Annotated in this window: 24 protein-coding genes; 10 read left to right on the top strand and 14 right to left on the bottom strand. The window is 59.9% G+C overall.

Annotated features, from left to right (window positions below; genetic code table 11):
* Positions 1–46 precede the first annotated feature (46 nt).
* The 4 genes from AC07RZ_RS03310 to AC07RZ_RS03295 all read right to left on the bottom strand — a co-directional run bounded on the left by AC07RZ_RS03310 (position 47) and on the right by AC07RZ_RS03295 (position 4,177).
* Complete coding sequence (locus tag AC07RZ_RS03310; protein ID WP_494666888.1) at positions 47–382, bottom strand: DUF3861 domain-containing protein; 336 nt, start codon at positions 380–382, stop codon at positions 47–49.
* 58 nt (positions 383–440) lie between these two features.
* A complete protein-coding gene (locus tag AC07RZ_RS03305; protein ID WP_144738686.1) occupies positions 441–1,010 on the bottom strand; it encodes a PadR family transcriptional regulator in 570 nt (189 codons plus the stop codon).
* Between the two features lie 98 nt (positions 1,011–1,108).
* Positions 1,109–1,645, bottom strand: coding sequence for a spermidine N1-acetyltransferase (gene speG, locus AC07RZ_RS03300; protein WP_144738685.1), 537 nt, complete (start codon positions 1,643–1,645; stop codon positions 1,109–1,111).
* 42 nt (positions 1,646–1,687) lie between these two features.
* Positions 1,688–4,177, bottom strand: coding sequence for an acyl-CoA dehydrogenase (locus AC07RZ_RS03295; RefSeq protein WP_494666887.1), 2,490 nt, complete (start codon positions 4,175–4,177; stop codon positions 1,688–1,690).
* Positions 4,178–4,673: 496 nt separating this feature from the next.
* Between AC07RZ_RS03295 and AC07RZ_RS03290 the strand changes: the two genes are divergently transcribed.
* The 6 genes from AC07RZ_RS03290 to AC07RZ_RS03265 all read left to right on the top strand — a co-directional run bounded on the left by AC07RZ_RS03290 (position 4,674) and on the right by AC07RZ_RS03265 (position 8,362).
* On the top strand, positions 4,674–5,792 hold the full coding sequence (locus tag AC07RZ_RS03290) for an SDR family oxidoreductase (protein ID WP_494666886.1): 1,119 nt from the start codon (positions 4,674–4,676) through the stop codon (positions 5,790–5,792).
* An 89-nt stretch (positions 5,793–5,881) separates the two neighbouring features.
* Complete coding sequence (ypfJ, locus tag AC07RZ_RS03285) at positions 5,882–6,769, top strand: KPN_02809 family neutral zinc metallopeptidase (RefSeq protein WP_494666885.1); 888 nt, start codon at positions 5,882–5,884, stop codon at positions 6,767–6,769.
* 35 nt (positions 6,770–6,804) lie between these two features.
* Positions 6,805–7,188, top strand: a complete 384-nt coding sequence (locus tag AC07RZ_RS03280; RefSeq protein ID WP_494666884.1) for an MAPEG family protein — start codon at positions 6,805–6,807, stop codon at positions 7,186–7,188.
* A gap of 19 nt (positions 7,189–7,207) precedes the next feature.
* Positions 7,208–7,495, top strand: a complete 288-nt coding sequence (locus tag AC07RZ_RS03275; RefSeq protein WP_494666883.1) for a hypothetical protein — start codon at positions 7,208–7,210, stop codon at positions 7,493–7,495.
* Between the two features lie 26 nt (positions 7,496–7,521).
* The gene (locus tag AC07RZ_RS03270) at positions 7,522–7,752 is read left to right on the top strand and encodes an RNA-binding S4 domain-containing protein (RefSeq protein WP_061539267.1); all 231 of its coding nucleotides are present in this window, start codon (positions 7,522–7,524) and stop codon (positions 7,750–7,752) included.
* Between the two features lie 10 nt (positions 7,753–7,762).
* The gene (locus AC07RZ_RS03265; RefSeq protein WP_494666882.1) at positions 7,763–8,362 is read left to right on the top strand and encodes a DUF924 family protein; all 600 of its coding nucleotides are present in this window, start codon (positions 7,763–7,765) and stop codon (positions 8,360–8,362) included.
* Positions 8,363–8,373: 11 nt separating this feature from the next.
* Here AC07RZ_RS03265 and AC07RZ_RS03260 read toward each other — a convergent pair whose 3' ends face one another.
* Positions 8,374–9,243: an MBL fold metallo-hydrolase gene (locus AC07RZ_RS03260; protein ID WP_494666881.1), complete on the bottom strand. Its 870-nt coding sequence runs from the start codon at positions 9,241–9,243 to the stop codon at positions 8,374–8,376.
* A gap of 411 nt (positions 9,244–9,654) precedes the next feature.
* Between AC07RZ_RS03260 and AC07RZ_RS03255 the strand changes: the two genes are divergently transcribed.
* Entirely contained in the window at positions 9,655–11,262 is a 1,608-nt protein-coding gene (locus tag AC07RZ_RS03255) for a bifunctional protein tyrosine phosphatase family protein/NAD(P)/FAD-dependent oxidoreductase (protein WP_494666880.1), read from the top strand.
* Here AC07RZ_RS03255 and AC07RZ_RS03250 read toward each other — a convergent pair whose 3' ends face one another.
* The gene (locus AC07RZ_RS03250; protein WP_494666879.1) at positions 11,263–13,539 is read right to left on the bottom strand and encodes a heavy metal translocating P-type ATPase; all 2,277 of its coding nucleotides are present in this window, start codon (positions 13,537–13,539) and stop codon (positions 11,263–11,265) included.
* Positions 13,540–13,655: 116 nt separating this feature from the next.
* On the opposite strand from AC07RZ_RS03250, the gene cadR reads away from it, so the two are divergent.
* The gene (cadR, locus tag AC07RZ_RS03245) at positions 13,656–14,111 is read left to right on the top strand and encodes a Cd(II)/Pb(II)-responsive transcriptional regulator (protein ID WP_494666878.1); all 456 of its coding nucleotides are present in this window, start codon (positions 13,656–13,658) and stop codon (positions 14,109–14,111) included.
* Between the two features lie 6 nt (positions 14,112–14,117).
* Positions 14,118–14,999 (top strand): LysR family transcriptional regulator, encoded by an 882-nt coding sequence (locus AC07RZ_RS03240; RefSeq protein ID WP_092397545.1) that lies wholly within the window; start codon positions 14,118–14,120, stop codon positions 14,997–14,999.
* 24 nt (positions 15,000–15,023) lie between these two features.
* Here the strand turns inward: AC07RZ_RS03240 and AC07RZ_RS03235 are convergent, their stop codons facing one another.
* A complete protein-coding gene (locus AC07RZ_RS03235; protein WP_494667038.1) occupies positions 15,024–16,031 on the bottom strand; it encodes an aldo/keto reductase in 1,008 nt (335 codons plus the stop codon).
* Between the two features lie 148 nt (positions 16,032–16,179).
* Here AC07RZ_RS03235 and AC07RZ_RS03230 point away from each other — a divergent pair, with 148 nt between their 5' ends.
* Complete coding sequence (locus AC07RZ_RS03230) at positions 16,180–17,079, top strand: LysR family transcriptional regulator (RefSeq protein WP_144739745.1); 900 nt, start codon at positions 16,180–16,182, stop codon at positions 17,077–17,079.
* A gap of 30 nt (positions 17,080–17,109) precedes the next feature.
* Here the strand turns inward: AC07RZ_RS03230 and AC07RZ_RS03225 are convergent, their stop codons facing one another.
* The 7 genes from AC07RZ_RS03225 to AC07RZ_RS03195 form a co-directional block, all read right to left on the bottom strand.
* A complete protein-coding gene (locus AC07RZ_RS03225) occupies positions 17,110–18,861 on the bottom strand; it encodes a DUF885 domain-containing protein (RefSeq protein WP_494666877.1) in 1,752 nt (583 codons plus the stop codon).
* Positions 18,862–18,964: 103 nt separating this feature from the next.
* Positions 18,965–20,710, bottom strand: a complete 1,746-nt coding sequence (locus tag AC07RZ_RS03220; protein ID WP_494666876.1) for a GGDEF domain-containing protein — start codon at positions 20,708–20,710, stop codon at positions 18,965–18,967.
* Between the two features lie 141 nt (positions 20,711–20,851).
* Positions 20,852–22,000: a glycosyltransferase family 4 protein gene (locus AC07RZ_RS03215; protein WP_494666875.1), complete on the bottom strand. Its 1,149-nt coding sequence runs from the start codon at positions 21,998–22,000 to the stop codon at positions 20,852–20,854.
* Between the two features lie 103 nt (positions 22,001–22,103).
* Entirely contained in the window at positions 22,104–23,243 is a 1,140-nt protein-coding gene (locus tag AC07RZ_RS03210; protein ID WP_494666874.1) for a glycosyltransferase family 4 protein, read from the bottom strand.
* Positions 23,218–24,612 carry a glycosyltransferase family 4 protein gene (locus AC07RZ_RS03205; protein ID WP_494666873.1) on the bottom strand — a complete coding sequence of 465 codons (1,395 nt, stop codon included), beginning with the start codon at positions 24,610–24,612 and terminating at the stop codon, positions 23,218–23,220. Before AC07RZ_RS03205 ends, AC07RZ_RS03210 begins: the two co-directional genes overlap by 26 nt.
* Positions 24,609–25,871 (bottom strand): ABC transporter ATP-binding protein, encoded by a 1,263-nt coding sequence (locus AC07RZ_RS03200; RefSeq protein WP_494666872.1) that lies wholly within the window; start codon positions 25,869–25,871, stop codon positions 24,609–24,611. Before AC07RZ_RS03200 ends, AC07RZ_RS03205 begins: the two co-directional genes overlap by 4 nt.
* Positions 25,871–26,680 carry an ABC transporter permease gene (locus AC07RZ_RS03195; protein ID WP_494666871.1) on the bottom strand — a complete coding sequence of 270 codons (810 nt, stop codon included), beginning with the start codon at positions 26,678–26,680 and terminating at the stop codon, positions 25,871–25,873. The genes AC07RZ_RS03200 and AC07RZ_RS03195 overlap by 1 nt, the downstream gene beginning before the upstream one ends.
* Positions 26,681–26,715: the final 35 nt, after the last annotated feature.

Here is a 26,715-nt window from a genome sequence, read left to right as displayed (position 1 = left end):
TACCTGCGTTCAAACAACCGGGTCGGCGTCCCGCCCGGTTTCCTTATTAATCCTGTACTTCCGGCGCCAGCGCCGGCGACGTTTGCGCATCGGCTTGCGGCAGCGCTTTCAGTTTCTGGATGAAATCGCGCATGGGCTGATTGATATCTGCGAATAGCGGATGGCTGCGATTTTTCAGCATCACTTCGGTAAACAGCTTCAAGCCCAGCGCCAGCGAAGCTGCAGCATCGGCGTCAAACTGGTTCTTGCTGCGCACCTTGTCGACGATCGTAAACAGATCGTCGTGGTTGCCGGTTTCAAAACCGATGGCGGCATGGGCCGGCTCGCCTTGTTTTGGTGTTGCCAGGTGCTCCAGGGTGATGCGGTAACGGTGTTCACGCATAACTGCTCCTTCTTTCCAAACGACTTGCGGTTGCCTGATATGGCGGTAACGCCTTGCTTCAGATGCGTTCGATCTTCACGGCTGCCAGGTCGATGGCGTCGACGATGGCGTGGATCTGGTCCTGGCTGAGCTCACCCTTTTCCAGCCGCGTATGCAATGCCATCCGAAAATTCTGGATCGCCCGCCGCAGCTCCGGCGCCGAGCTGCCCGATGCGCGCTGCGCGGTTTCCAGGCGCTGCAGCGCCAAGGCCAGGGCTTCTCCGTTTTCAGCCAGGAACGCACTGCCTTCCGCCGTGATCCGATACAGCTTCTTGCCGCCGGTTTCTGCTTCGATCGCCGTGTAGCCCAGCTCTTCCAGCAGCGTCAAAGTCGGGTAGATCACGCCCGGGCTCGGGCTGTAGTCGCCGCCAACCAGTTCTTCGATGGCCTTGATCACTTCGTAGCCGTGGCGTGGCTTTTCTTGCAACAGCTTGAGGATCACCAGGCGCAGGCTGCCTTGCTCAAACATCCGCCCGCCGCGCCCGCCTTCACGCCGCCCGCCGCGTTCAAACAGGCCGCCGCCCCGATGTTGCCTTTCATGACCTTGATGCATGCGGCCGTGGTCGCAGCCTCTTCTATGTCCAAACATGTTTCTTCCTTATCTCATTGAATGAGATACTAAGATATATCTTAGAAATGGCTAAGTCAAGGAAGTTTTGATGCCTCGGGGCGCATTGCAAGAAATCCTCAACGCCCGCGCTTGGCCAGGTATTCCGGCTGGAACATGCACATGCGGATTGCGTCGCGATACACGCCATTGATGAAAAACTCGCTTTTCAGCTCGCTTTCCAGCGCGAATCCGCACTTTTGGTAAATATGGATGGCCTTGTGGTTTTCCTTGTCGACATACAGGTAAAGCTTGTACAGGTTGAGCACGCAGAAGGCGTATTCGATCGCCAGCCGGGTGGCGCGCTCGGCATAGCCCCGGCCTTGCGCGCCGGGGGCGACGATGATCTGGAATTCGGCGCGCCGGTGGATATGGGTAATCTCGACCAGCTCCACCAGTCCCACCATTTCGCCGTTGTCGCTTTCCAGGATGAAACGCCGCTCGCTCTGGTCATGGACGTGCTGGTCGTACAGCTGCACCAGTTCGACATACGCTTCATACGGCTCCTCGAACCAATAACGCATGATGTGGCTGTTATTGTCGAGCTGATGCACAAAATGCAGGTCGTTACGCTCCAGGGGCCGCAGTTTCAGGCCCGGTTGCACTAGGGTAGTCATCGGTTTTCTTTCTTATTTTGTTGCAAATTCCATGATTGGCGTTCAAGGCTGGCGCAACGCTTGCAGGCGCGTCTGCGCCGATTCCAGCAAGTTGAAATCTTGCGGGAAATCGTCCACCTGGACGCTGATATCGCCGCAGTGCGCGAAATCGTGCAAGACCTGCTGTTCCGCTTCCGTAATGTCGCCGCTGGCAGCGGCCGCCGTTATCCAGCGCTGCATCTCGACCAGGCTTTGCGGCAGAGGAGGCAGCGTGCCGGCCTGGATTGCCGGCTTGAGGCGCGCTTCGATCGCATTCACCTGCGGGATCAGCTGGAACGCCAGCTCGCCAAAAGCATGCGGCGATTGTTCGGTGCTCGGCATATGCATGCCGGCGGTCAGGCGGTCGCGGCTGTCGCTGTCGGTTTGCATGATGCGGGCGACCGTGCTGTCCAGCGCATCCGACGGCAGCTTGTATGGCCGTCCGAAAGGAAACGCGATGAAACGCAGCAGGATGGCCAGCGCGCGGTTCGGGAAATTGTCCAGCACGCCCAGGTATGCCTCCTGCGCCTGGTGCAGGGAATCCTGTATCGCCCAATGCACGTAAGGCAAATCTTCCTGCGGCCGGCCGTCGTCCTCGTAACGCTTGAGCACGCTCGACACCAGGTACAGCTGCGACAGGATGTCGCCCAGGCGGCCGGAAATCCGTTCGCGGAATTTCAGGGAACCGCCGATGACAAACATCGACATATCGCTCAGCAGCGCAAATGCGGCCGACATGCGGTTGACCGCGCGGTAGAAATGGCGCAGCTCCGCCGGTGCGGCGCTCGGTGCGCCAGGCAGGCTGCCGCTGGTCAGGCCTGCCAACAGGGTGCGTGAAAAATTGGCGAAAACAAAACTGATGTGGGCGAAGAACGCCTGGTCGAAATCAGCCAGCGCCTTGCCCTGGTCTCCCTCGCCGGCAGCCGCCATTTCCTTCAGCACATAAGGATGGCAGCGGATCGCCCCCTGCCCGAAAATGATCAGGCAGCGCGTCAGGATATTCGCGCCTTCGACCGTAATCGCAATCGGCATCTGCTGGTAGCTGCGCGCCAGGAAATTGTTCGGCCCCATGCAGATGCCCTTGCCGCCCAGCACATCCATGCCGGCGTTGACCAGCACCCGGCCGCGCTCGGTCACATGGTATTTCGAGATGGCTGAAATCACGGAAGGTTTTTCGCCGGCGTCCACCGCCAGCGCCGACAGCCTGCGCACGGCGTCCATCAGGTACAGGTTGCCGCCCATGCGCGCCAGCATCTCGTGTACGCCTTCGAACTTGCCGATCGGGATCTTGAACTGGTGGCGCATCGCTACATAAGCGCTGGTGCCGCGCACCGCCAGCTTGGAAAAACCGACTGTCGACGACGGCAACGAGATCGCGCGGCCGGCAGCCAGGCATTCCATCAGCATGCGCCAGCCCTTGCCGATCATGTCGCGGCCGCCGATCACCCAGTCGAGCGGGATGAACACATCCTTGCCGGAAGTCGGACCGTTCTGGAATACAGCATTCAAGGGCCAATGGCGGCGACCGGTCACCGCGCCGGGATGGCTGGCAGGAATCAGCGCGCAGGTGATGCCGAGGTCGGTGCTGCCGTCGGCTGCCAGCAAATGGTCTGGATCATGCACCCGGAACGCCAGGCCCAGCACCGTCGCCACCGGCCCCAGCGTGATGTAGCGCTTGTCCCAGGTAATGCGGAAACCCAGCATTTCCTGGCCATCGTAGCTGCCTACGCAAACCACGCCGATATCCGGAATTGCCGCCGCATCGGAACCGGCGTACGGACTGGTCAAGGCAAAACACGGGATCTCTTCGCCGGCGGCCAGGCGCGGCAGGAAATAATCCTTTTGCACTTCGGTGCCGTACTGCAGCAGCAGTTCAGCCGGCCCCAGCGAATTCGGCACCATCACCGAAATCGCCGCGGCCGAACAGTGCGACGACAACTTCATGATCACCTGCGAGTGCATGTAGGCAGAGAACTCCTTGCCGCCATACCGCTTGGGAATGATCATGCCGAGGAACCCTTTCTCCTTGACGAACTGCCAGGCTTGCGGCGACAGGTCCTGCCAGATCTCGGTGCTTTCCCAGTCGCTGACCAGGCCGCACAGCTGCTCGACTTCGTTGTCGAAAAAATCCTGCTCTTCAATCGTCAGTTTCGGCGCCGGCAGCTGCAGCAGCTTGTCCCAGGCCGGTTTGCCGGAAAACAGCTCGGCGTCCCACCAGGTGGTGCCGGCTTCGATGGCGTCGCGCTCGGTCTCCGACATGCGCGGCAGGATGCGCTGGAATATCTGCAGTATCGGGCGGCTGAGCAAGGTGTATCGTAAAGGCTTGATAGCCACGATCAAGGTGGGGATCACCATGAGCAGCAACAGCAGCACCGCTGCCAGCGCGCCAATTCCGGCAAACCGGAAACCGCCGCCTATCCAGAGCAGGATGGCCAGCAGCCAGATCCAGGCGCTCGCGCGCAACTGCATTAATGCCATGGCGCCGACCAGCAACGCTGCGATCCAGTAGAACATGTTGACTCCCAATTTGGCGGTTCATCGTGCGACAAATCTTGAACATGCCCAGGCGCAAAACGGGGCGCGGCCATGAAGATAGGACAGGATTGAATGTGGAACGGGCGCGCCAGACAAATGCCTTACCTGACGACAGCACCCGATAATTCTTTAACCTTTGGTCACTTTTTGCTTGATGAAAGTTCACGAAAAGCAAATTTAAATGTTAAAAAACATTCACTTAGCTTTTTTTTCTCGATTATCCAAAGACAGTCAAAAAACAATTGGCATTCGGCAACATGCTACCCTTTGTAAATCTTTGTATCCGTTTGTCAACCTTACTATAGAATCGCGCGTTACATGGTATGTAAACTTGTGCCGCCTTATGAGAAAATCTAAAACCACCAGGCATCACAATTACTCCCGACACCATAAGCACCCAGTAGCCAGCGTCTAACCAGCCAGCAGGCGCAACCATCAATCTCTATCAGAAAAGTTACAAGAGCACACGCCTTTCATGAATAATTTAATGTTGATGACCGGTGCGACCGGCTTCTTAGGTGGCGCCAACGCAGTTGAGGCAATTCATCGTGGCCTAGGCAAGAATCTGTTGCTGCTGGCAAGAGCGGAAACCCCGGCTGCGGCGCATGCCAGGGTTATCGAAAACCTGCTGCTGCTGGGTGCGAGCGCGGCCGACGCGGCGCAAATCGGGGTTGAACAAATCCTCTGCTGCGATTTGTCGGAACTCGACAAGATCAGCGGCGACCCGCGCCTGGACCGGGTTTCGGTGGTCATCCATTCAGCCGCCCTGGCGACTTTCTCGAACCATCCCTTGCTCGAAACAATCAATGTCGACGGCACTCTCGCGCTCGGCAAGCTGATGCACCAGCGGCCGGCCTTGAAGCGCTTCATGTATATCGGCACCGCCATGGCTTGCGGCGAAGGCGCTGGCATCAATGCCGTGGTGAAAGAACAGATCGACCTGCCGCTCGGCGACGAACACCTGGTGGCCTACACCCGCTCCAAGGCAATGGGTGAAAAGAAATTGCGCGACATCTATCCGGACCTGCCGGTGGTGTATGTCAGGCCATCGATCATCGTCGGCCATACCGTGCTGGGCTGCGCCCCTTCGCAAAGCATTTTCTGGGTCTTCATGGTCTGGCAGCTGCTGGGCGCGCTGACCACCTCACTCGACGAAAAAGTCGACGTGGTGCCGGTCGACTGGTGTGCCCAAGCCATCATCGACCTGGCCCAGAAAGAAACGCTGACCCACAACGTATTCCATATCTCGGCCGGCCTCGGCTCCTGCGTATCGTTCCGCGAAATCGACCTGGCGCTGGCGGCGGCGCGCGGCATCGAACCGATAGGCGCCACTTACAAGCAGATCACGCCGGACGCCATCCCGACCCTGCTGCCGCGCATGCGCGAATGCGTGCCGGAATGCAATGACCGCCTGCTGCTGCGCGCGCTCAAGCTGTATGGAGCTTTTGCCGGCCTGAATTATGTATTTGATAATCAAAACCTGCTGACCGAAGGAATCCGCCCTGCCCCGCGGTTTACCGATTACATCGCGCTCTGCGTCGAATCGGCAAAACACATCCCGATTGCCGAACAGATGAAATGGGATTTCAAGTAGATTTTTTACAATATCTCACAGTAGTTTTACGTCTATATCTGTAGCTGTTCCGTTAGAATTGCCTACTAAAGTCAACGGGGGAAGCAGCCATGAAATGGGAAGGCAATCGGGAAAGTGACAACGTCGAAGATCGCCGCAGCGATGATGGCGGAGGCGGAGGAGGCGGTTTCGGCGGCGGCCGTTCCATTGGCCTTGGCACGATCGCCATCGCGCTGGTGGCTTCGTATTTCTTCGGCATCAGCCCGACCACCGTACTGAGCCTGCTCAGCGGCGGACCGGTCAGCCAGCCGCAGTCGCAGCAAGCCCCAAATCCCAATCGCAGTGCGCAGCCTGAAGACCGCCAGACCAAATTCGTGCGCACGGTGCTGGCCGACACTGAAGACGTCTGGACCCAGATTTTCCGCGCCAACGGCAAGACTTATCCGCCGCCGAAGCTGGTGCTGTTTTCCGGCGCCACGCAAACCGCCTGCGGCACCGGCCAGACCGCTTCCGGCCCCTTCTATTGCCCCGGCGACCGCAAGGTATACATCGATCTCAGCTTTTACCAGCTGATGCAGCAGCGCTTCCACGTATCCGGCGAATTTGCCCAGGCTTACGTGATCGCCCATGAAGTCGGGCACCATGTGCAAAACCTGATGGGCATCATGGACAAGGTCAACAGCGCCGAACGCCAGATGTCGAAAGCACAGGCGAACGCCATGTCGGTGCGGCTTGAACTGCAAGCCGACTGCCTGGCCGGGGTCTGGGCCTTCCACGCCAACCAGGCGCGCAGCATCCTGGAGCAAGGCGATGTCGAAGGAGCCCTGAACGCAGCTACCGCGATCGGCGACGATGCCCTGCAAAAACAGGAACAGGGCTATGTCGTGCCGGACTCGTTCACCCATGGCACTTCGGCGCAGCGGGTGCACTGGTTCAAGCAAGGCGTCAGCAGCGGCGAAGTCAAGTCCTGCAACACGTTTGAAACCAAAGCGCTTTAACCGCAGCCAACCCATAACCAGATCACGGGAGTTCCATGACGATTGCTTACTGGTGCGTATTGATTGCCGGACTGATGCCATTGTTTACGGTCGCGCTCGCCAAGCGCGGCCGTCCCGATTTTGACAACGCTGAACCGCGCGCCTGGCTGGAAAAACAGTCGGGACTGCGGCGCCGAGCCGATTACGCCCACCGCAATCATTTCGAAGCTTTCCCGTTTTTCGCCGCCGGCGTGATCATTGCGCAGCAAGTGCATGCCGCCCAGAACATGCTGAATTTGCTGGCGCTGGTATTTATCGCAGCCCGCATCGCCTATACCGTCCTGTACCTGGCAGACCGCCCCAGCCTGCGTTCAGCCGTGTGGGCCGTTGCATTCCTGGCCGCGATCGGTCTGTTCGTGCTGGCCGGGCTGACGCATTAAACAGATAGACGGTTACATCATGCAGCATCAAGACACGATCCAACTCTTGCGCGCGGCCTTAGGCGCCACGCAAAACAGCGGCAGCACCGTCGCCGCCCTGTGCCAGGCCTGGCGCGCGCAAACCGCGCTGCTGTCAGCGTTGCCGCCGCGTTTTGCGGAAGTCGCGGAAAATTTTCTCGGACGGCTGGAAGCCGGCAGCCTGTTCAGCGAAGAAAGCTGCTCGTTCAGCCGGCAGGATTTGCTGGACCACCTGCACGTCTGGCTCGACCAGGCGCAACTTGCGCTAGGGCGTACAGCCGGCGCCTGACATTTATTCATTTATATCGGAATACCATGCAACAACTGGAACTACGCCTCAATAGCGACTACGTCGAACTCAATCAACTGCTCAAGCTGACCGGCGTGTGCGACAGCGGCGGCGCCGGCAAGGCGCTGGTCGCCAGCGGCGTGGTGGCCGTCGACGGCAAGATCGAGCTGCGCAAGACCTGCAAGATCCAGGCCGGCCAAAAAGTCACCATCGGCGATCTGCTTATCTACGTGCTGCCGCGGCGCAGCGCCGGCTGACCGATCGACCATGGAAAACATTCTCCAGATCAGGCAATTCTGGTTTGGCGACAGCCCGGACGACGTCACCACCGCTAACCGTCAAGCCCGCCTGTGGTGGAGCAAGAACTCGGATATCGATTTGCAGGTCAGGCAGCGGTTTGAAGCAACCGTGCTGGCCGCCGAGAACAGCCAGCTGGCGGATTGGGAACATACGCCGCAAGGCCTGCTTGCCCTGGTCCTGCTGACCGACCAGTTTCCTCGCAACATGTATCGCGATACGCCGCGTTCGTTCGCCTTCGATGCGCTGGCGCGCGGCTTTAGCTGCAAAGGTCGGCAAACCGATTTTTATGCCGCATTGCGCCCGATCGAGCGTGTCTTCCTGCATTTGCCGCTGACGCATTCGGAGCTGCTGCAAGACCAGGAACAGGCGGTAGCGCTTGGCGCCGCATTGGTGGAGCAAGTCGCGGCCAGCCAGAAAGAATGTTTTGCCGGCTACCTGTCGTCCGCCATCCGGCATCGCGACATCATCGCCCGCTTCGGCCGCTTCCCGCACCGCAACCGGATCCAGCAACGCCAGTCGACGCCTGAAGAACTGGAATTCCTGCGGCAGCCCGGATCGTCCTTTTAAGCCTTTTTGCCTTAAAAAGCGACGTTCAAGGGAATCTTCAGGTAACTCACGCCGTTCTCTTCCGCCGCCGGCAGCACGCCGGCGCAGATATTGAGCTGGATCGACGGCAGCATCAGGGTCGGCAAGGCCAGCGTGGCGTCGCGCCGGTTACGCATGGCGATGAATTCGCTTTCGCTGATGCCGTCGCGCACATGGATGTTTTCCGCACGCTGCCGGGCAACTGTCGCCTCGCAGGCAGGAGGCCGGCCGTCCGGCGGATAGTCGTGGCATACGAACAGGCGGGTCGACGGCGGCAAAGCCAGCAACTTGCTCACCGAGCGATACAGGCTGCTGGCGCTGCCGCCGGGGAAGTCGCAGCGCGCGCTGCCGAGGTCGGGCATGAACAGCGTGTCGCCGACAAACGCGACGTCCTGTCCCACCAGATAAGCCATGTCGGCCGGCGTATGGCCAGGCACATGCAGCGCCTGCGCGCGCAAGCTGCCGATATGGAAAATCTCGCCTGGCGCGAACAAATGGTCGAACTGGCTGCCATCGAGCAGGAATTCCGATTGCAGGTTGAATACTTTTTTGAATACGCCCTGCACCAACCTGATCTGGTCGCCGATGGCGATGGCGCCGCCCAGGCGCCGGCGCAGATAAGGCGCCGCCGAAATGTGATCGGCGTGGGCATGGGTTTCCAGCAGCCATTGCACCTTCAAGTCCTTGCTGCGCACGAATTCGATCACGCGGTCGGCCGAGGTGGTTGCGGTACGGCCGGCGACCGGATCGTAATCAAGCACCGGATCGATAATCGCGCATTCGCTCCCTGCAGCGGCATAAACCACATAGGTAAACGTGGCAGTATTTTCATCAAAAATGACTTCTATTTGCGGACTTGCCATCTATCTGCACCTCAAACTTAACAATACATAACTATATATAACTATATACAACATTGACAAATGCCTAATCCATCTTATATTATTAACAATCAAACAAGTAGCAGGCAAACAGCAACGGTACGTTTTAACAGATAACATCACTGGAGAAAAACAAGATATGGCGCGGCCACGAACCCTGACCGCACATTGTTAACAGAATTGATAACCTAAGGTCAATCCCTGGCCCCGGTCAGTCTCCCAAGGCGCCGTCAAAGCACCATTATCCACGCCTTCCCGCCTTGCCATCTTTAACAGGCTGCCACCATCGCCCGTCGCGCCGCATGCGCTTGCCAGGATCAGACTGGAAATAAGAAGACTCAAGCAAAACCAAGTAAGTAGTGCCACCCGCCCATCACGATGGAATCAGCACCTATGAGCTTTAATATCTTCAAGCACAACGACTTATTTTCAACTGCCAGCCAAATCGAACTGGAAGACTTGCCGGTTATCCTGGCCTCCGGCTACAAATCTGTGATCTGCAACCGGCCCGACGGCGAAGACGGCGGCCGCCACGCCAGCAGCAAGGACCTGGCCGCAGCTTGCGAAGCGCTCGGCCTTGCCTTCAGCTACCTGCCTGCCGACGCCACCCATCTCAGCAAAGAACATGGCATGGCGCTGCGCCGGCTGCTGGCCGACCTGCCGGCTCCTGTCCTGGCCTTTTGCCGTACCGGCAACCGCTCGACCAACATCTTCCGGCTGGCAAACCTGATCGACGCGCCGATCCAGGCAGCCGGCGCAGGCAACGACAAGCTCAAGCAGTATGAAATCGTGATCGTCGGCGGCGGCTCCGCCGGCATCGCGGTCGCGAGCAGCTTGCTCAAGCGCGCTCCCAACGCCCAGGTCGCCATTATCGAGCCGAGCAGCCTGCATTATTACCAGCCGGCCTGGACGCTGGTCGGGCGCGGCATTTTCGACAGCAGAAAAACCGTGCGGCCGATGGCGTCGCTGATACCTGAAGGCGCACAGTGGATCCAGCATGCGGTAGCGGAATTCCTGCCTGACCATAACCGCATCCGGCTCGACAACGGCTGCCTGATCGCCTACCAGCAATTGATTGTCTGCCCCGGCTTGCGGCTGGCCTGGGAAAGGATCGAAGGGCTGGAGCAAACTTTAGGAAAAAATGGCGTGACGTCGAACTACCGCTACGACCTGGCGCCATATACCTGGCAACTGGTGTCGCAGCTCAAACAAGGCAAGGCGCTGTTTTCACAGCCGGCCATGCCGATCAAATGCGCCGGCGCACCGCAAAAAGCCATGTACCTGTCGTGCGACTACTGGCTGCGCAAAGGCGTGCTGAAGCGGATAGAGGTTGAATTCAATAACGCCGGCAGCGCCCTGTTCGGCGTCCCCGCATTCGTGCCGGCGCTGATGCGCTACGTCGGAAAATACCAGGCGCGCCTGGTGCTTGAATCGAACCTGGTCAAGGTCGACGGTGAAAACAAGCTGGCCTGGTTCGACGTCAAGGACAATGCCGGCAATACCAGCCGCCAGCAAAAACCGTTTGACATGCTGCACGCGGTGCCGCCGCAGGTTGCCCCGGACGCAGTACGCAATAGTCCCCTGGCCAACGCCGACGGCTGGTGCGAAGTCGATCCGGCTTCGCTGCGGCACGTCCGCTACCGGAATGTATTCGCATTGGGAGATGTGTGCTCGACCGCCAATGCCAAGACCGTGGCGGCAATCCGCAAGCAAGCCGTGGTGGTGGCAAGCAACCTGCTCGCCGCCTGCGCCGGCAAACCGCTGGACGCCCGTTACGACGGTTACGGCGCTTGCCCGCTGACGGTGGAAAAGGGCAAGGTCATACTGGCCGAGTTCGGTTATGGCGGCAAGCTGCTGCCGACCTTCCGGCTCGACCCGACCGTCGCCCGCCGCAGCGCCTGGCTGCTGAAAACCAGCGTGCTGCCCTGGGTCTACTGGAAGCTGATGCTCAAGGGCCGCGAGTGGCTGGCGAAGTCCTCGGAATCGATCGAGAATCCGTAATCAGCGCAACGCCCGCAGCAACCTCAAGCCGTTGAACACCACCAGCAGGCTCGCTCCCATATCGGCGAACACCGCCATCCACAGAGTGGCCTCGCCGGTCAGGGCCAGCACCAGGAAGATGGCCTTGATGCCCAGCGCCAGGGTGATGTTTTGCATCAGCACCGCATGCGTCTTTTTACTTAAGCGGATGAAATCCGCGATCTTGCGCAGGTCGTCGTCCATCAGCGCCACGTCGGCGGTTTCCAGCGCCGTGTCGCTGCCTGCCGCTCCCATCGCAAAGCCGATATCGGCTTGCGCCAGCGCCGGCGCATCGTTGATGCCGTCGCCCACCATGCCGACACAACCGTAACGCGCGCGCAGGTCATTGATGGCGTCGCGCTTGTCTTGCGGCAGCTGGTCGCCGCGGGCGTCGCCGATGCCGACCTGGGCCGCGATGGCTTGCGCGGTATGCGCGTTGTCGCCGGTCAGCATGACTGCCTCGACTCCGACCGCATGCAGCTTGGCGACCGCTTCGGCCGCGATATCGCGCACCGTGTCGGCCACCGCCAGGATCAACAGGGGCTCGGTCGCCGAACACAGCACCACGGTGGTCTTGCCTTCGCTCTCCAGCGCCGACAAGCGCGCTTCCAGCGCCGGGCTGCAGATATCCATCTCGTGCACCAGGCGATGATTGCCCAGATAGAATTGCCCGCCGTCGATGCTGCCCTGCACACCGCGGCCGGTGAGCGCTTCAAACGCGCTGACTTCAAACAGGTTCCCGGCATTGCCCAAAGCCTGCCAGTGCGCCGCCACCGCACCCGATACCGGATGATCGGAACGGCTGGCCAGGCTGGCCGCCAGGCGCTGCAACCGCAGCAGCCGGCTGCCATCGCCAGCGGCAACCGGCTGCACCAGCTGCACGTCGGTGACGCGCGGTTTGCCCAGCGTCAGCGTGCCGGTTTTATCCAGGGCCAGCGCCTTGATCTTGCGCCCCATCTCCAGGTACACCCCGCCCTTGATCAGCACGCCGTTCCTGGCAGCCGCCGCCAGCCCGCTCACCACCGTCACCGGGGTCGAGATCACCAGCGCGCAAGGACAGGCGATCACCAGCAGCACCAGCGCCTTGTACAGCCACGGATAGAACGCCGCGCCCATCAGCAGCGGCGGCAAGGCGGCCACCAGCAGCGCAGCCAGCACTACCGCGGGGATGTAGTAACGGGCAAACTGATCGACAAAGCGCTGGGTCGGCGCCCGCTCGCCCTGCGCCTGCTGCACGCTCTTGATGATGCGCGCCAGGGTCGAATTGGCTTGCAGCGCACTCACCCGGTAAACGAAAGAACCACGCTCGTTGATGGTGCCGGCGAACACCTGGTCGCCGGCCTGTTTCTCCACCGGCATGCTCTCGCCGGTAATGGCCGCCTGGTTGATGGTGGTCTGCCCTTCGGTCACCACGCCGTCCAGCGGAACCCGGGCGCCCGGCTTGACGCGGATCAGCGCGGCCAGCGCTACCTCGCCGGTAGCGATTTCACGCCACTCGCCGCCGGCGCCTTGCACCGTCGCCAGGTCCGGCGCCATCGCCATCAGCCCCTTGATCGCATTGCGGGCCCGGTCCAGCGACAAGGCTTCGATCATTTCCGCCAGCGCGAACAGGAAAATCACCACTGCAGCTTCCGGCCATTGGCCGATGACGGCGGCGCCGATCACTGCCAGCGACATCAGGAAATTCATATTGAGCGAAAAATTGCGCAGCGCGATCCAGCCCTTTTTCAAGGTATCCAGGCCACCACTCAGGATCGCCGCCAGCGCCAGGCCGATCACCAGCCACGAGCCATCCTGGCCGCCGCTCCACGCCACTACCTCGGCGCCCACCGCTGTCATGCCGGAGAGCGCCATCAGCAGCCACTTCCTGCGGGATATCTTGAAAGCGCCGCCGGTGCCGGCGGTCAGATCGACGGCGCCGGTCAGCGTGTCCGACTTGAGCGCCGGCTCCATGTCCAGCGCCTGCAAGGTGGCGACAATGGCGTCCAGCGACGGCAGGCGATGCTGGACCGTCAGCTCGCGCTGGATCAGGTTGAATTGCATGGCCTCGATCCCGGCCATGTTCTTGAACCTGTCGCGGATCAATTTTTCCTCGGTCGGGCAATCCATCTTCTGGATCAGGAACACCGCCTGTTCCGCGCCTGCAACCAGCGGCGCATGGCGGGCGGCGGACGCGCCCGCGTCTGCCTGCGCATGCTGGCGCTGATGATCATGCTGATGATCGTGATGGTCGCGATGGTCGTGTTCGCAACGGCCCATGGTGTACTCCTTGACTCGGGTTTTGAGGATGCAATCGATTACTCCTTGCGTATTTAAAACCCTGTAGCTACTATAAGGTCAAGGATTTATCTTGAAATAACCTTGGAAGAGCCGCCATGAGCGCAATTTCACTCAAAATCGGGGAGTTGGCCAACCATGCCGGCTGTCCGGTGGAAACCATCCGCTATTACGAGCGAGAGGGCTTGCTGCCGCTGGCGGCACGCTCGCAAAGCAATTACCGCCTGTACGGACAGGCGCATATCGAACGCCTGCAATTCATCCGCCATTGCCGTTCGCTGGACATGACGCTGGACGAAGTGCGCCGGTTATTGCAGTTCCGCGATTTGCCGGAAGACAATTGCGCGGAGGTCAACAGCCTGCTGGACCATCATATCGAGCACGTGGCCGACCGCATCAGCGAATTGAAGGCATTGCAAATCCAGCTGAAACAGCTGCGCAAGCAATGCCAGAGAAGCCAGGCAGCCAAGGATTGCGGCATCCTGCAAGGCCTGGCCAGCATGGAAGACGACGCGCCGGCCAACCTTGGCAGCCATGGCGGCGGGGTTCATTAAGACCAGATGAATATCCACTCAGACGATCTGCGGATTTTCATTGCCGTGGTTGACAGCGGCACGCTCAGCGCCGCCGCCGAACAGCTGGGCCAGACCACCTCCGGCCTGAGCCGGGCGTTGTCGCGGCTGGAGCAGAAACTGGCCACCTCCCTCCTCACGCGCACCACGCGCCGCATGGAGCTGACGGAAGAAGGCCATCTTTTCCTGGAAAAGGCGCGCACCATCATTGCCGCGATGGAGGAAGCCGAAGAAGCGATCCAGGTGCGCCATCAAAGGCCGTCGGGACGCCTGCGGGTGGATGCTTCGCCGCCCTTCATGCTGCATTGCATAGTGCCGCACATTGCCGAATTCCGCAGCAGCTACCCCGACATCACGCTTGAACTGACCAGCAACGACCAGAACATCGACTTGCTGCAGCAACGCACCGACATCGCCATCCGCCACGGCGCGCTGCAAGACTCGATGCTGCATGCGCGCCGCCTGGGCGCCAGCCTGCAGCACATCGTCGCCAGCCCCGAATACCTGCGCCGGCATGGCACGCCGGCCAGCGCGGAGGAATTGAAGCAACACCAGCTGATCGGCTTCACCCAGCCGGAATCGCTCAACACCTGGCCGCTGCGGCTGGAACAGGAAGAGAACCTGGCGATCAGCCCGACGCTACTGGCGTCCGGCGGCGAAACCATACGCCAGCTGGCGCTGCATGGCCTTGGAATCACCTGCCTGTCGGCTTTCATGGTGCGCGAAGATATCGCCCGGGGAACCCTGGTCGATATCCTGGCGGAGCATAACAATGGCTACCGCCAGCAGATCCACGCGGTGTACTACAGGAATACCCAGCTGGCGCGGCGCATCACCTGCTTCCTGGATTTCCTGCAGCTGAAGCTCTAGGACCCGTTTTCACTCTGAACAAGTTCAGCTGGAGTGCGGCTGCTCGCTATCCATGTGCGCCATCACCGCCGGCGCATAACGCTCGCCGGCGATTGCACCGGCCGGCACAGCTGCCTCGATCCGCGCCAGGTCGGCGGCGCTCAGCTGGACATCCAATGCCCCCAGCGATTCCGCCAGGCGATCGCGGCGGCGCGCGCCGACCAGCGGCACGATATCCTTGCCGCGCGACATGACCCAGGCAATCGCGATCTGCGCCATCGTGGCTTGCTTGTCGGCCGCGATGGCGCGCAAGGCTTCCAGCAAGGCCAGGTTATGCCCGAGATTGTCGCTGCTGAAACGCGGGCTGCGGCCGCGGAAATCGCCGGGCGAGAACGCCTTGTCCTGGCCCCAGTGGCCGCTGATCAGGCCGCGCGACAATACGCCGTAGGCGGTGATGCCGATGCCCAGTTCGCGGCAGACCGGCAAGATCTCGGCTTCAATGCCGCGCGAGATCAGCGAATATTCAATCTGCAGGTCGGCAATCGGATGCACTGCCTGCGCCCGGCGCAAGGTGCCGGCGCCGACTTCGGACAGGCCGATGTAGCGCACATAACCGGCTTTCACCATATCAGCGATAGCGCCTACCGTTTCTTCAATCGGCACCGCCGGATCGAGCCGCGCCGGACGATAGATATCGATATGGTCGGTGCCGAGCCGGCGCAAGGTGTAAGCCAGGGAATTTTTCACCGCCTCAGGCCGGCCGTCAATGCCGAGCCAGTCGCCGGCCGGGTCGCGCATGGCGCCGAACTTGACGCTGAGCTGGACCTGGTCGCGATTGCGCGTGCGCAGCGCTTCCCGGATCAGCATCTCGTTGGCGCCCATGCCGTAGAAATCGCCGGTGTCGAGCAAGGTGACGCCGGCATCGATCGCCGCGTGCAAGGTGGCGATGCTTTCCGTTTCATCGGCGGGCCCGTACAGGTCGGACATGCCCATGCAGCCGAGGCCGACGATGGAGGTTTGCGGGCCGCTGTTGCCTAGTTGAAGCTTCTTCATCATGAGATCCTTTGACAGGTTATTCGATGGCAGCCCGGGGAAAACGCCAATCCAGCTGCCTTGAAAACATTATTGTCCAAGCCCAGCCGTTAATAAATGCGCATAAAATGATTTCTTTATTCGAGAAACGCTAATAATTGGAGTGGCCATGGACCGGATCCAGACGATGGAAGTCTTCTCGCGCGTCGCCGAACTGGGCAGTTTCAGCCGCGCGGCGGAACAGTTGAACCTGCCGCCGGCCACCGTCACCAACGCGGTCCAGGCGCTGGAGAAGCACATCGGCGTGCGCCTGCTGCAGCGAACCACGCGCAAAGTCACCTTGACCGATGAAGGCATTACCTATCTCGAACGCTGCACGCGATTATTGGCGGAATTTGAAGATGTCGATGCCCTGTTCCAGCGCGACCAGCTGCAGCCGCGCGGCGTGATCCGGGTCGACCTGCCGGAGCGGCTGGCGCACACGACGGTGATCCCTGCGCTGCCGGATTTTTTTGCCCGGTATCCGAACCTGCGGATCAAATTGAGCGCCACCGACCGTTTCATCGACCTGGTCGGCGAAGCGGTCGACTGCGTGGTGCGCGCCGGGCCGCTCAGCGACTCTACCCTGGTTGCACGCCGCATCGGCAGCATGGAACAGATCAACTGCGCCGCCAAGTCTTACCTGGACCGCTACGGCAGGCCGCAGACCTTGGGCGACCTGCAGCATCACATGGCGGTGAATTTCTTTTCCAGCCGCACCGGACGCGACCTGGGCTGGGAATACATGGAGGACGGCGAACCGCGTTTCCTGAAGCTGCCCGGCCAGATTTCGGTAGCCAGCTCGGAAGCTTACCTGGCAAGCTGCATCGCCGGACTGGGGCTGATACAAGCGCCGCGTTTCGGACTGGAAGAGTTGCTGGAGAGCGGCGCCGTCGAAGAAGTGCTGCCGGATTACAAACCGGCGCCGTTGCCGGTATCGGTGGTGTACGCCCACAACAAACACCTGTCGCCGCGGGTGCGGGTGTTTGTCGACTGGATCGCCAGGCTGCTGGCCGACCGCTACGCCTGAACCGGCCGGAACCGGTTCAGGCAATGAACGCTAAGCCGCGGCTGCCTGCTGCGCAATCCACAGGTCGATCTGCGTTTCCAGCATCTCCAGCGGCACGGCGCCGTTGTCGATGACGGCGTTGTTAAAGCGCCGCAGGTCAAATTTGCCGCCCAGTTCGTGCTGCGCTTTTTCCCGCAAGGCCTTGATTTTCAGCTGGCCGATCTTGTAGCCCAGGGCCTGCCCCGGATCGACGATATAACGATCGATTTCAACCTGGTTGTCGTGCGGCGGATTGGCGGTGTTGACGTTCATGTAGTCGATCGCCTGCTGCCGTGTCCAGCCCAGCGCATGCATGCCGGTATCGACCACCAGGCGGGCGGCACGGAACAGTTCATCGTTGAGATGGCCGAATCTGGAATAGGGATCGGTGTAGAAACCCATTTCGCCGCCCAGGCTTTCGGCATACAGCGCCCAGCCTTCGCCAAACGCCACGTACCAGCCGAAACGGCGGAACTCGGGCAAACCTTTGATTTCCTGCGCGCGCGCGATCTGCAGGTGATGGCCCGGCACCGATTCGTGCAAGGTCAAGGTTTCCATTTCCCATTTGGGACGCGAATCGAGCTTCGACAGGTTGGCGAAGAAGTAGCCCGGGCGCGAACCGTCCGGCGTCCCTGGTTCGTAATATGCGCCGGCCTGGTTCTCGGCGCCCACTTCCGGCACCGCTTTGACGTCGACCGGCGCGCGCGGAACATCGGCAAAAAAGCGCGGCAGCTGGGCGGAAGATTTCTTGATGAGGTCCTTGTAGCCGGCCAGCAGGTCTTCCGGCCTGGTGTAATAGAAACGCGGATCGGTGTTCAAGTAAGTGATGAATTCCGCAAACGTGCCCTTGAAACCGGTCTGCTCCATCACCAGTTTCATTTCCCCCTGGATCCGCGCCACTTCCTGCAAGCCGACAGCATGGATCTCTTGCGGCGTCATGCTGGTGGTCGTGTTTTCCTTGACCTTGTAAGCGTAGTACGCTGCGCCGCCGGGCAGGTTCGATGCCGCAATGCTGTCGCGGCAGGCCGGCAGGTAACTGTCGCCGATATACGCGTTCAGCTTGCGGAAAGCCGGCGCCACGCCTTGATGCAGCAAGCGCTCGCCTTCGCGCGCCAGGCTTGCGCGCTGCGCCGCCGGGATCGACGCCGGCATGTTTTTGAATGGCGCGGCCAGCGGGCTGCTGTCGAGCTTGGCGACAAATTCCTGCAACTGCCCGGGAACCACGCTCATCGTAACTTTGGGCGCGACCCAGCCGGATTTGACGCCTTGCTGCAATTGCGCGATCACGCCATCGACATATTTGGGCAAGGCGCGCAGGCGTCCCAGGTAATTGCGGTAATCCTTGGCCGTCTTGAACGGCGTTTGCGCAACCAGCTGCGGAAACTCGAACTGGACGCCGCTCAGCTGCGAGATCGGCTCAGGGTTATAGGGATAAAACTTGGCGGCCTCGATGTTTTTCTGTTTTTCATAGATAAACAGGTCGTAGGAAAGCAGGTCCTGTCCGCTCAGCTTGCTGCGGTCGATGCGCTCGGCTTGCTGCAGCATCTGCTGCTGGTGGGCGGTGCCGGCCAGGCTGGCGGCCAGCGAGACATCCGACAGGCGGTCGTTATAACGGTTGTCGCCGACCGCAGTGGCAAATTCAGGCGCGTTGCGCATGCTCCACTGCCAGTCGCTCTCGAACAGCGCATTGAGTTGCTGCTGCGGCGTGGCTGCGTGGCCGAGCGGCGCCAGCAGCAAGGTAAAAAGAAAAAGGAATTTATTCATCCGTGTCTCCGAAGATTAGCCCGCCATTCTAGCAAACTAAAACGAAAAAATTTCTTGATGGAAATTCCTCTGCGAGGGTCAGACTGCAGCCTCAAAACAGGCATCAGGCGAAGGCAATCGTTTCGTCTCGCTTCCCCTTCGGAGTCGCCACGACTGTGTTGCGGCCGCTGTGCTTGGCCTGGTACAAAGCCTGGTCGGCGCGGCGGATCAGGCTCTCGAGGTCCTCGTCGGATTCGAATGCCACGACGCCAAAACTGGCAGTGACATTGAGCATCGCGCCGTCGTCAAGCCGGATATGGCAAGCGTCGATCGCGCCGCGCAATTTTTCCGCTGCGGCAAACCCTTGGGATATGTCGATTTCAGGCAGCATCAGGAGGAATTCTTCCCCGCCGTAACGCGCCAGCAGGTCGACCTTGCGGTGGTGGCGCCGGCACAGGTCCGCCACTACGCGCAGTACCTGGTCGCCGGCGTGGTGCCCGTGGCGGTCGTTGACCGCCTTGAAATGATCAACGTCCATCAGGATCAGCGTCAATTGCCGCCGATAGCGCTGGGCAATGCCGAACTGCTGTTCGCCTTGCGCAAAAAAGGCACGTCGGTTCAGCAGGCCGGTCAGGAAATCCGTGTCAGACAAAGCCTGCAATTGCGCAATCATTTCTTCGCGCTGTTTTTCCAGGCCGACCTTGGCCAGGCTATGTGCCTTCAGCACATGGATTGCCCGCATCATGGCGCCGATTTCATCGTCATGGCGCGGTATCGGGATCGCCGTGTCGAACCGTTCGCCGGTCAGCGATACGAACAGGTTGGTAGCGTCAAGAACCGGGCGCAGGACCCGCTGCCGTATTACCTGCATGAGGAGAATGAAAATAGCCAGCGCAATTATTCCCAAACCGGCTGCCGCCAGCAAGAAAAAGGCTGCCCGCCTGTTCTTGTCTTTGGCCTGCTGAAGCATCTCAGCCAGGACCAGGTCGCGCAGCTGCGGAATTGCCGCCATTCCCGGCATGTAACGGATGACCATTTCACGGCCGCTCAAATCGTAGTTCCCCGAGCTGCGCCCATTTGCGAACAGCTCGTCCAGGAATCCCAGGCTGGCGCCGAGGTAACGATCGCGCACCTCGTCCAAAGCGCCCTGCAAGGCCGGGCGGTCCCGATACGGGCGCAACTGCAGTTCAATCCCGGAATACAGTTGGCCGACCTGTCCCGACAGTTTCAAAAATGCGTGGATTTCCTGGGAAGTCAAAGGACGCTGCATGATCACCGGAGCGGTAAAGACCGCTCCTATCCGGCCCGCAATATTGCGCAGGCTGGAAGCCAGCAGAGCGCCTTCCAGGCCATCGCTAAGCTGCGCATCCGACCGCACGGCAATGTCGGACAACGTGGCGATGACCGGGGCAAAACCGCTATCGACACGTGCCATTTTCTCCAGCGCGGCATCGACGGCAGCCATATCGCGCTGCCGTTTTGGCAGCGACAACAGAAGATCGATTTCTTTGCGCGCCGCCGCCAGCGCCAGCTCCGTCGCCGCTGCCTGCGCAGCCAGCGACGAAACGGCTTGCAGCGCATGACGTAACGCTGCCAGCGCCTGGTCGCTGGCGGACCGCGCCTGCTCCAGTCCTGCATACCCGCTGGCGGCAGCGCCCGCTTCTTGCATCAGCAGCGAATGGCCGGGATCGCGCTCGGCCGCCAGCGCTTCTTCCATCAGCAATGCCAGCTGAAGATTCTTGATGGCGGGCATGCTTTTTGTGCTGCGTTCGTATACGGACCATTCGCTGCTAACGATCCTGCCGGTCAAGACCAGGAACAGCAGCATCAGCAAGATCGAAATCAGCCAGAACAAGCGATTGAGCGACATACGAAATAACATACGTCCAGACTATGCAGGAATGTAATACATTGTTTTTAATAGTTACAATCTATTTAAACAACAAATCAAATAGATTATTCATCAAACGATCGTATCACACACCGCAAGAATCGCCTCTGGCGCGGCGGCTCAGGCTTCCAGGCTCACCTGCGTTTCCGTCTGCCCGTGCATTTGCAGCACATCGCGATAGAGGCTGGCATAGCCTTCCCCCATCACCCTGGCGGTAAACAATTTCTGATACCGCGCTTGCGCACGCGCGCCCATGGTCCGCGCCAGTTCCGGGTCATCCCAAAGCTGCTGCATCGCCAGCCGGAAGGCGTCCGGGTCGCTGGGAGGAACCACCAGTCCCGTTTCGCGGTGGTTGTTGATATAGCTGGTGCCGGTGCCGATCTCGCTGGAAATCATCGGCTTGCCGTACATTGCTCCTTCCAGCAGGGAGATGCCGAACGCCTCGGAACGCAGATGCGACGGAAACACTATGGCGTAGCACAGCTGCAGCAATGCGACTTTGTCTTCATCGTCGACGATGCCGAGGAAGATCACGTTGCGCAAGCCCTGCTCCTGGACCCGCTGCTTCAGTTCCTGTTCGATCGGCCCGGCGCCCACGATCACTATCGGATAATCGGTGCCGCGCGCCGCATCCAGCAGGATATGCAAACCTTTGTAATAGCGGATCGCTCCCACGAACAAAAAGAAACGTCCGCCGATCTGCTCTTGCCATTTCTCCATCCGCTCTGTCGATGGCGTCGGATAGTTGTTCTTGTCGAGGCCGATGGGAATGACCTGGGTCTTGTCCTTGTACCCGGCCAGCACGGAACTGGTTTGCAGGTAATTCGGCGAAGTGGCGACAATCGCGTCGACGCTGCTCAGGAAACGGTGCATCAGCGGCCGGTACAATTGCAGCAGTGTCTTGTAGCGCACGATGTCCGAATGATAGGTAACCACGCTCGGCTTGTTCATGCGCGTAACGAAATGGGCCAGGTCCATGAATGGCCATGGAAAATGGTAATGCACGATATCGACCTCGGCGGCAAGCTGCGCGAAACGCTTCAGCGCGGACAGCGAAAATCCGGTCGACGCGATCTGCAGGTCGAGCTTTACCCTATGCACCTTGTGTCCTTCGTACATCAGTTCGGCAGGATCAGGGTCATCGCTCAGCGTCAGAACTTCGCTCTCGACGCCGCTGGCGGACGAACATTTGCACAACTGGTAAATGGTCTGCTCGATCCCACCGTACGATTCCGACTGATAAGTCTTGTAGAAATGAAGAACCCGCATTACACACTCCTCTCGTAATCTGCCCCATCTTCTGTTCCGGCCAGAAGTGAAAGGCTATTTTCTATTTATCAGGGCCGCCTATCCCAACGGCAGCCGACACTACTCAGCCATCAGTCGCCTGCCGATACACATCGGCAGTAATGGCCGCACACTTTCGCCACGAAAATTGCACAGATCGCTCCAGGCCCGCTATGCGCTGCCCCATCCAGGCCCTGTCATCCTCCATCAGCCGGCGCATCTGCTCCGTCAGCCCTGCCTCGTCCTGGGGATCGACATAGGCCGCGGCAGCACCTGCCACCTCCGGCAGGCTGGCGCAATCAGACGCAATCACCGGCGTGCCGCTGGCCATGGCTTCCAGCACCGGCAAGCCAAACCCTTCGTACAAGGAAGGAAACACCATGATCTTGGCCGCCGCCGTGACGCAAGCCAGGTCCGCCTGGTCCAGGTAACCGGCCAGGCGCACATGGCCGGCGCTGACTGCCTGCGCCAGCGCGCCGTTCAATTCCTCTGCCTGCCAGCCTGGCATGCCCACCACCAGCAAGGGGAAACGCTCGCGCAAAGGCAACGGCAAACGCGCATGCGCCCTCAGCGTCAGCAACAGGTTTTTACGCGGCTCCAGGGTGCCGACCGACAAGATGAAACCGCGATAGGCCAAACCCAGGTTGCCGAGACGGGCAGCCAGCTGCTGCTCCACCCTGGGCTGGAAAACAGAAGAACTGGCAAGCGGCGCCACCACCACTTTTTGATCCGGCACGCCGAAATGCTTCTTGATCTCCTGTCCGATGAATTCGGAATCCACCAGGATCCGGCTGACGCGCGCCAGGGCCGACGGCAGCCGGCGTTCGATTTCGCGCAAACGGTCTTTAGGCTGGGTTTTCGGAAAATGGACATGCGTCAAGTCGTGCACGGTCATCACGGTCGGTCCGTTGAAATTGAGCGGCCACAAACTAGGTTCGTGATACACATCGGGACGCAGCGTGTGCACGCCCTGGTTAAAACGCCGCTGTTCGATCATCCGCCGGAACACATAGGCGGCCGGCAACCGCTTGGCCATGCCGGCCCAGCGCGAATAATCCTGCATCGGCTCGCCGACCAGCGCGTCCTGCCAGCGCAAGCCGCAAAAATATTGCATGCCGATGTCAGGCATCTGCTGCAGAGCCTGCGCCAGCTCAACAACGTAGTTGCCGATGCCGGTCCGTGGCGCAAGCAGGATTTTGCTATTCAGGGCAATGTTCAATTTCATGAGGTTCACTTTGCTTTTGCGTTCGCACCTGGCGGACAATCCGCTTCACCAGCTGGCGCGCCGAATCTTCCCAGCTGAGCCAGGACCAGCCCGATATCTGCCGCGTTGCCGGGAAAATGCCGCTGTCTTCCGATTGCCGGACCTGCCGGGCCAGCGATGCCGGCTCGCCCAAATCAAAATAGCTGATAAACTCACCGCCGATTTCATGAAACACCGGGATATCGCTGGCCATCACCGGCAAGCCGCGCTGCATGGCTTCCACCAGCGGCAAGCCGAAACCTTCTACAAACGAAGGGAAAACCAGTGCTTTTGCATGGCTATAACAGTATTCCAGCTCCACATCGCCGAGATCGTTGAACATGAACAGGCGCCGCTTCAGCTGCGGATGTTTTTTTACACGTTCGATCAGGCGTTCATTCTTCCAGCCTATGCGGCCGATGAAACACAGTACGACATCGCTGCCCTCCTGCCACAGCTGCTCGAAGGCGTCCAGCAGGTAAGCGTGGTTCTTGCGCGGCTCGATGGTGCTCACCATCAGATAAATGGAAAGGCCTGAGGTGAATAATTTTTCCACGGGGCCGCGCACCGATTTATCGGCATCGACCAGGTCAAGCTCGGAACCAAGGTGGAAGAAATCAAACCAGCGGCTGCCGGCGCGCTCGCGGCCCAGCCGCTGCCGCACCTCATGTTGCACTTCGTCGCGGATGGTGCTGGATATGGCAACGAATCCGTTTGCCGTATTGGCGATCCACTCGAACCAGCGGTCGAATACCTGCACCAGCGGACCGTCGCAAAACTGCGGATGGCTCAACGGGATCAGGTCGTAGATGACCGAGACGATGGTCACTCCCTGCCGCTGCAACTTCTCCGCCACGGGGAAAAAATCGGCATGCCACGACGAATCGAGCAGCACCAGGGTGTCATCGGCGCGGCACTGCATCTCAAACGCGCGCGGATTTTCTTCTGTCTTTTTCAGGATCCATTCGGTCAGATAAAGGGGCAGCACGAAAGAGGCGCTCGCCAGGCGGCATAGCACAAATGTCACCCGCCTTACATTATGCGAAGCTCTCCATGGCCATAACCGCAGCAGGCGTGCGTGGATCAGCCAATAGCGGTTGCGCACCTGCACCAGCTTCCGCGCCAGGTTTTCCAATGCCCGCTGCGAACGGCCTTGCCAATCGTCGGCATGTTCCGACGTCAGCTGCTTGACTTCCAGTATCTTCCCGTTTTTGAAAATGACGGGAATGCAGACAACTTCTTCCTGCAGCGACGGCAGGTGGTTGATGATGTTGCGGACAACGCGCTGTATCCCGGAATTCATTTCCGGGTGATGGAACACGTAGGTGCACTCGATCAGCAGCCTGGTCATGCCGTCACTCCATCCTTGCTCACGCTGGCACGGCCGTGCGAGCGTTCTACCGCCATCTCGGCATCCAGGAATGCGCAACCGACAAAATCGGGATGGCGCGTATTTATCACATGGAAAATAACGCTGTAATCACGCCATTCATAGTTGGTGTCGAGATGAGAATCCAGCCTGGACAGGGAAATCGCCACCGAATAACTGCCCTTCCCCAGGTTCATCGGGAAACGGCAGCGATAAACCAGGTCCTCGCCCGGCTGCAAATCGGCCTGCGGCATGCCGAGCCGGTGGCTGTTGATGCCGAAGATCGATTGCCCCAGCTTGTCCTTGATCATGTACCCCATGACCAGGCGCGATACCGGAGCGTTTATGGCAACCCTGACTTCCAGCGTGACGTGCGTGCCGACTTCCACTACTTCCAGCTGCCTGCCATCGTCGTCAAGCAAGGCTACCGATGCAATGCTCGCTTCGCCGGTGCCGGAAATGGTGCGCAGCCTGCCGTCGGCCAGGCGCTCCTGCCGGACTGTCTGCTGCTCTTTCTCCGCCAGCATGGCGTTATAAAAATCCATCACTTCGACCGGATCGCCCTGCATCTCCAGCTTGCCGCGGTTGAGCAGGATGGCGCGGTCGCAAATGGTCTGTATCGCATAACGGTCGTGCGACACGATCAGCAAGGTGGTGCCGGCGCGGCGGAATTCCCGGATCCGTTCAAAGCTCTTGTGCTGGAAATAGGCGTCGCCGACGGACAAGGCTTCGTCGACAATCAGCACGTCCGGCCGGCTGGCGGTCGCCACGCTGAACGCCAGCCGCATCTGCATGCCGCTGGAGTATGTCCGGACCGGCTGGTCGATATACTCGCCAATTTCGGCGAATGCTTCGATAGCCGGCATCAGCTCTTCGATTTCAGCGCCGCTCAAACCCTGCAGCTGGCCGGCCATGACGGCGTTCTGCCTGCCGGTAAAATCCGCATGAAAACCCATGCCGAGTTCCAGCAGCGCAGCCACCCGCCCCTGGATCGCCACACTGCCGGTAGTGGCCTGCGTCGTCCCCGCGATCAGTTTCAGCAGGGTGCTCTTGCCTGCGCCATTGATGCCAACGATGCCGACCGCCTCGCCGGCTTCCAGCTGGAAGCCGATATCCTGCAATACCCAATGCAGCTGATGCCGTTGCCGGGCAAACGGCAAGATCCATTCAGCCAGCCGAGCCCAGCGTCCATCGTATGACTTATAGGCTTTGCCCAAATTTTTAACGGTTACCTTACCCATCAGAGCTCATCCACCATTTCACCTGCGTGCCGGCGGAACAGCAGCATTCCAAAGGCGCACAAGGCAATGCTCAGCAGCGTCACCGGCCACAAGTCGCTCCATTGCGGCCAAAGCCCGCTCACGAAAATCCCTTGGTAGGCGCCGATCAAAGCTGTCATCGGATTGAATTTAAGCAGGGTCTGCACTTTCGCAGGCAAGGTGGAAACCGTATACACAATAGGCGTAAACCAGAACCAGAACTGCAGCACGATGCCGAACAGCTGGCCGATATCGCGGAAGAACACGTTCAGCACGCCAAGCACGATGCCCAGGCCGACGGAAAACAGCACTTGTATCAGCAACAGCGGCAGCATGCCCAGCAACACCCAGCCAGGGAAGTTGCCGGAGATGAGCAGGAAACCGAGGAACAAGCCGAAGATGATGGAAAAATTCAAGCCGGCGTTCATTATCGTGATGACCGGCAGGCAAATGCGCGGAAAATTCAGCTTCTTGATCAAGTTGCCGTTTTCCAGGAATACATTCTGCAGGCGCGACACGGTCTCGGTGAAGAACCCCCAGGTCAACAAACCGGCGCACAGATAAATGCCGTAACTGAACTGGCTGCTGGCGTTAGGCAGGCGCGCATGCATCAGCTGCGAAAAAATCACCGTATACACGACAATCATCGCCAGCGGATTCAACACCATCCAGGCCGCGCCCAGCATCGAATTTCGATAGCGCGCCTGGAACTCGCGGCGGACGCTGCCCGCCATGAATCCGCGGTAATGCCACAGTGAACGCAAGATGACCTGTGCTTTTGCCTGGATCATTGCTTGCGCCCGCCATATTTATCGCCAGGCAGCTG

It is taken from the genome of Collimonas sp. GW821-FHT07E08, assembly GCF_059418905.1.
This window is presented reverse-complemented; position numbering and strand designations above follow the sequence as displayed.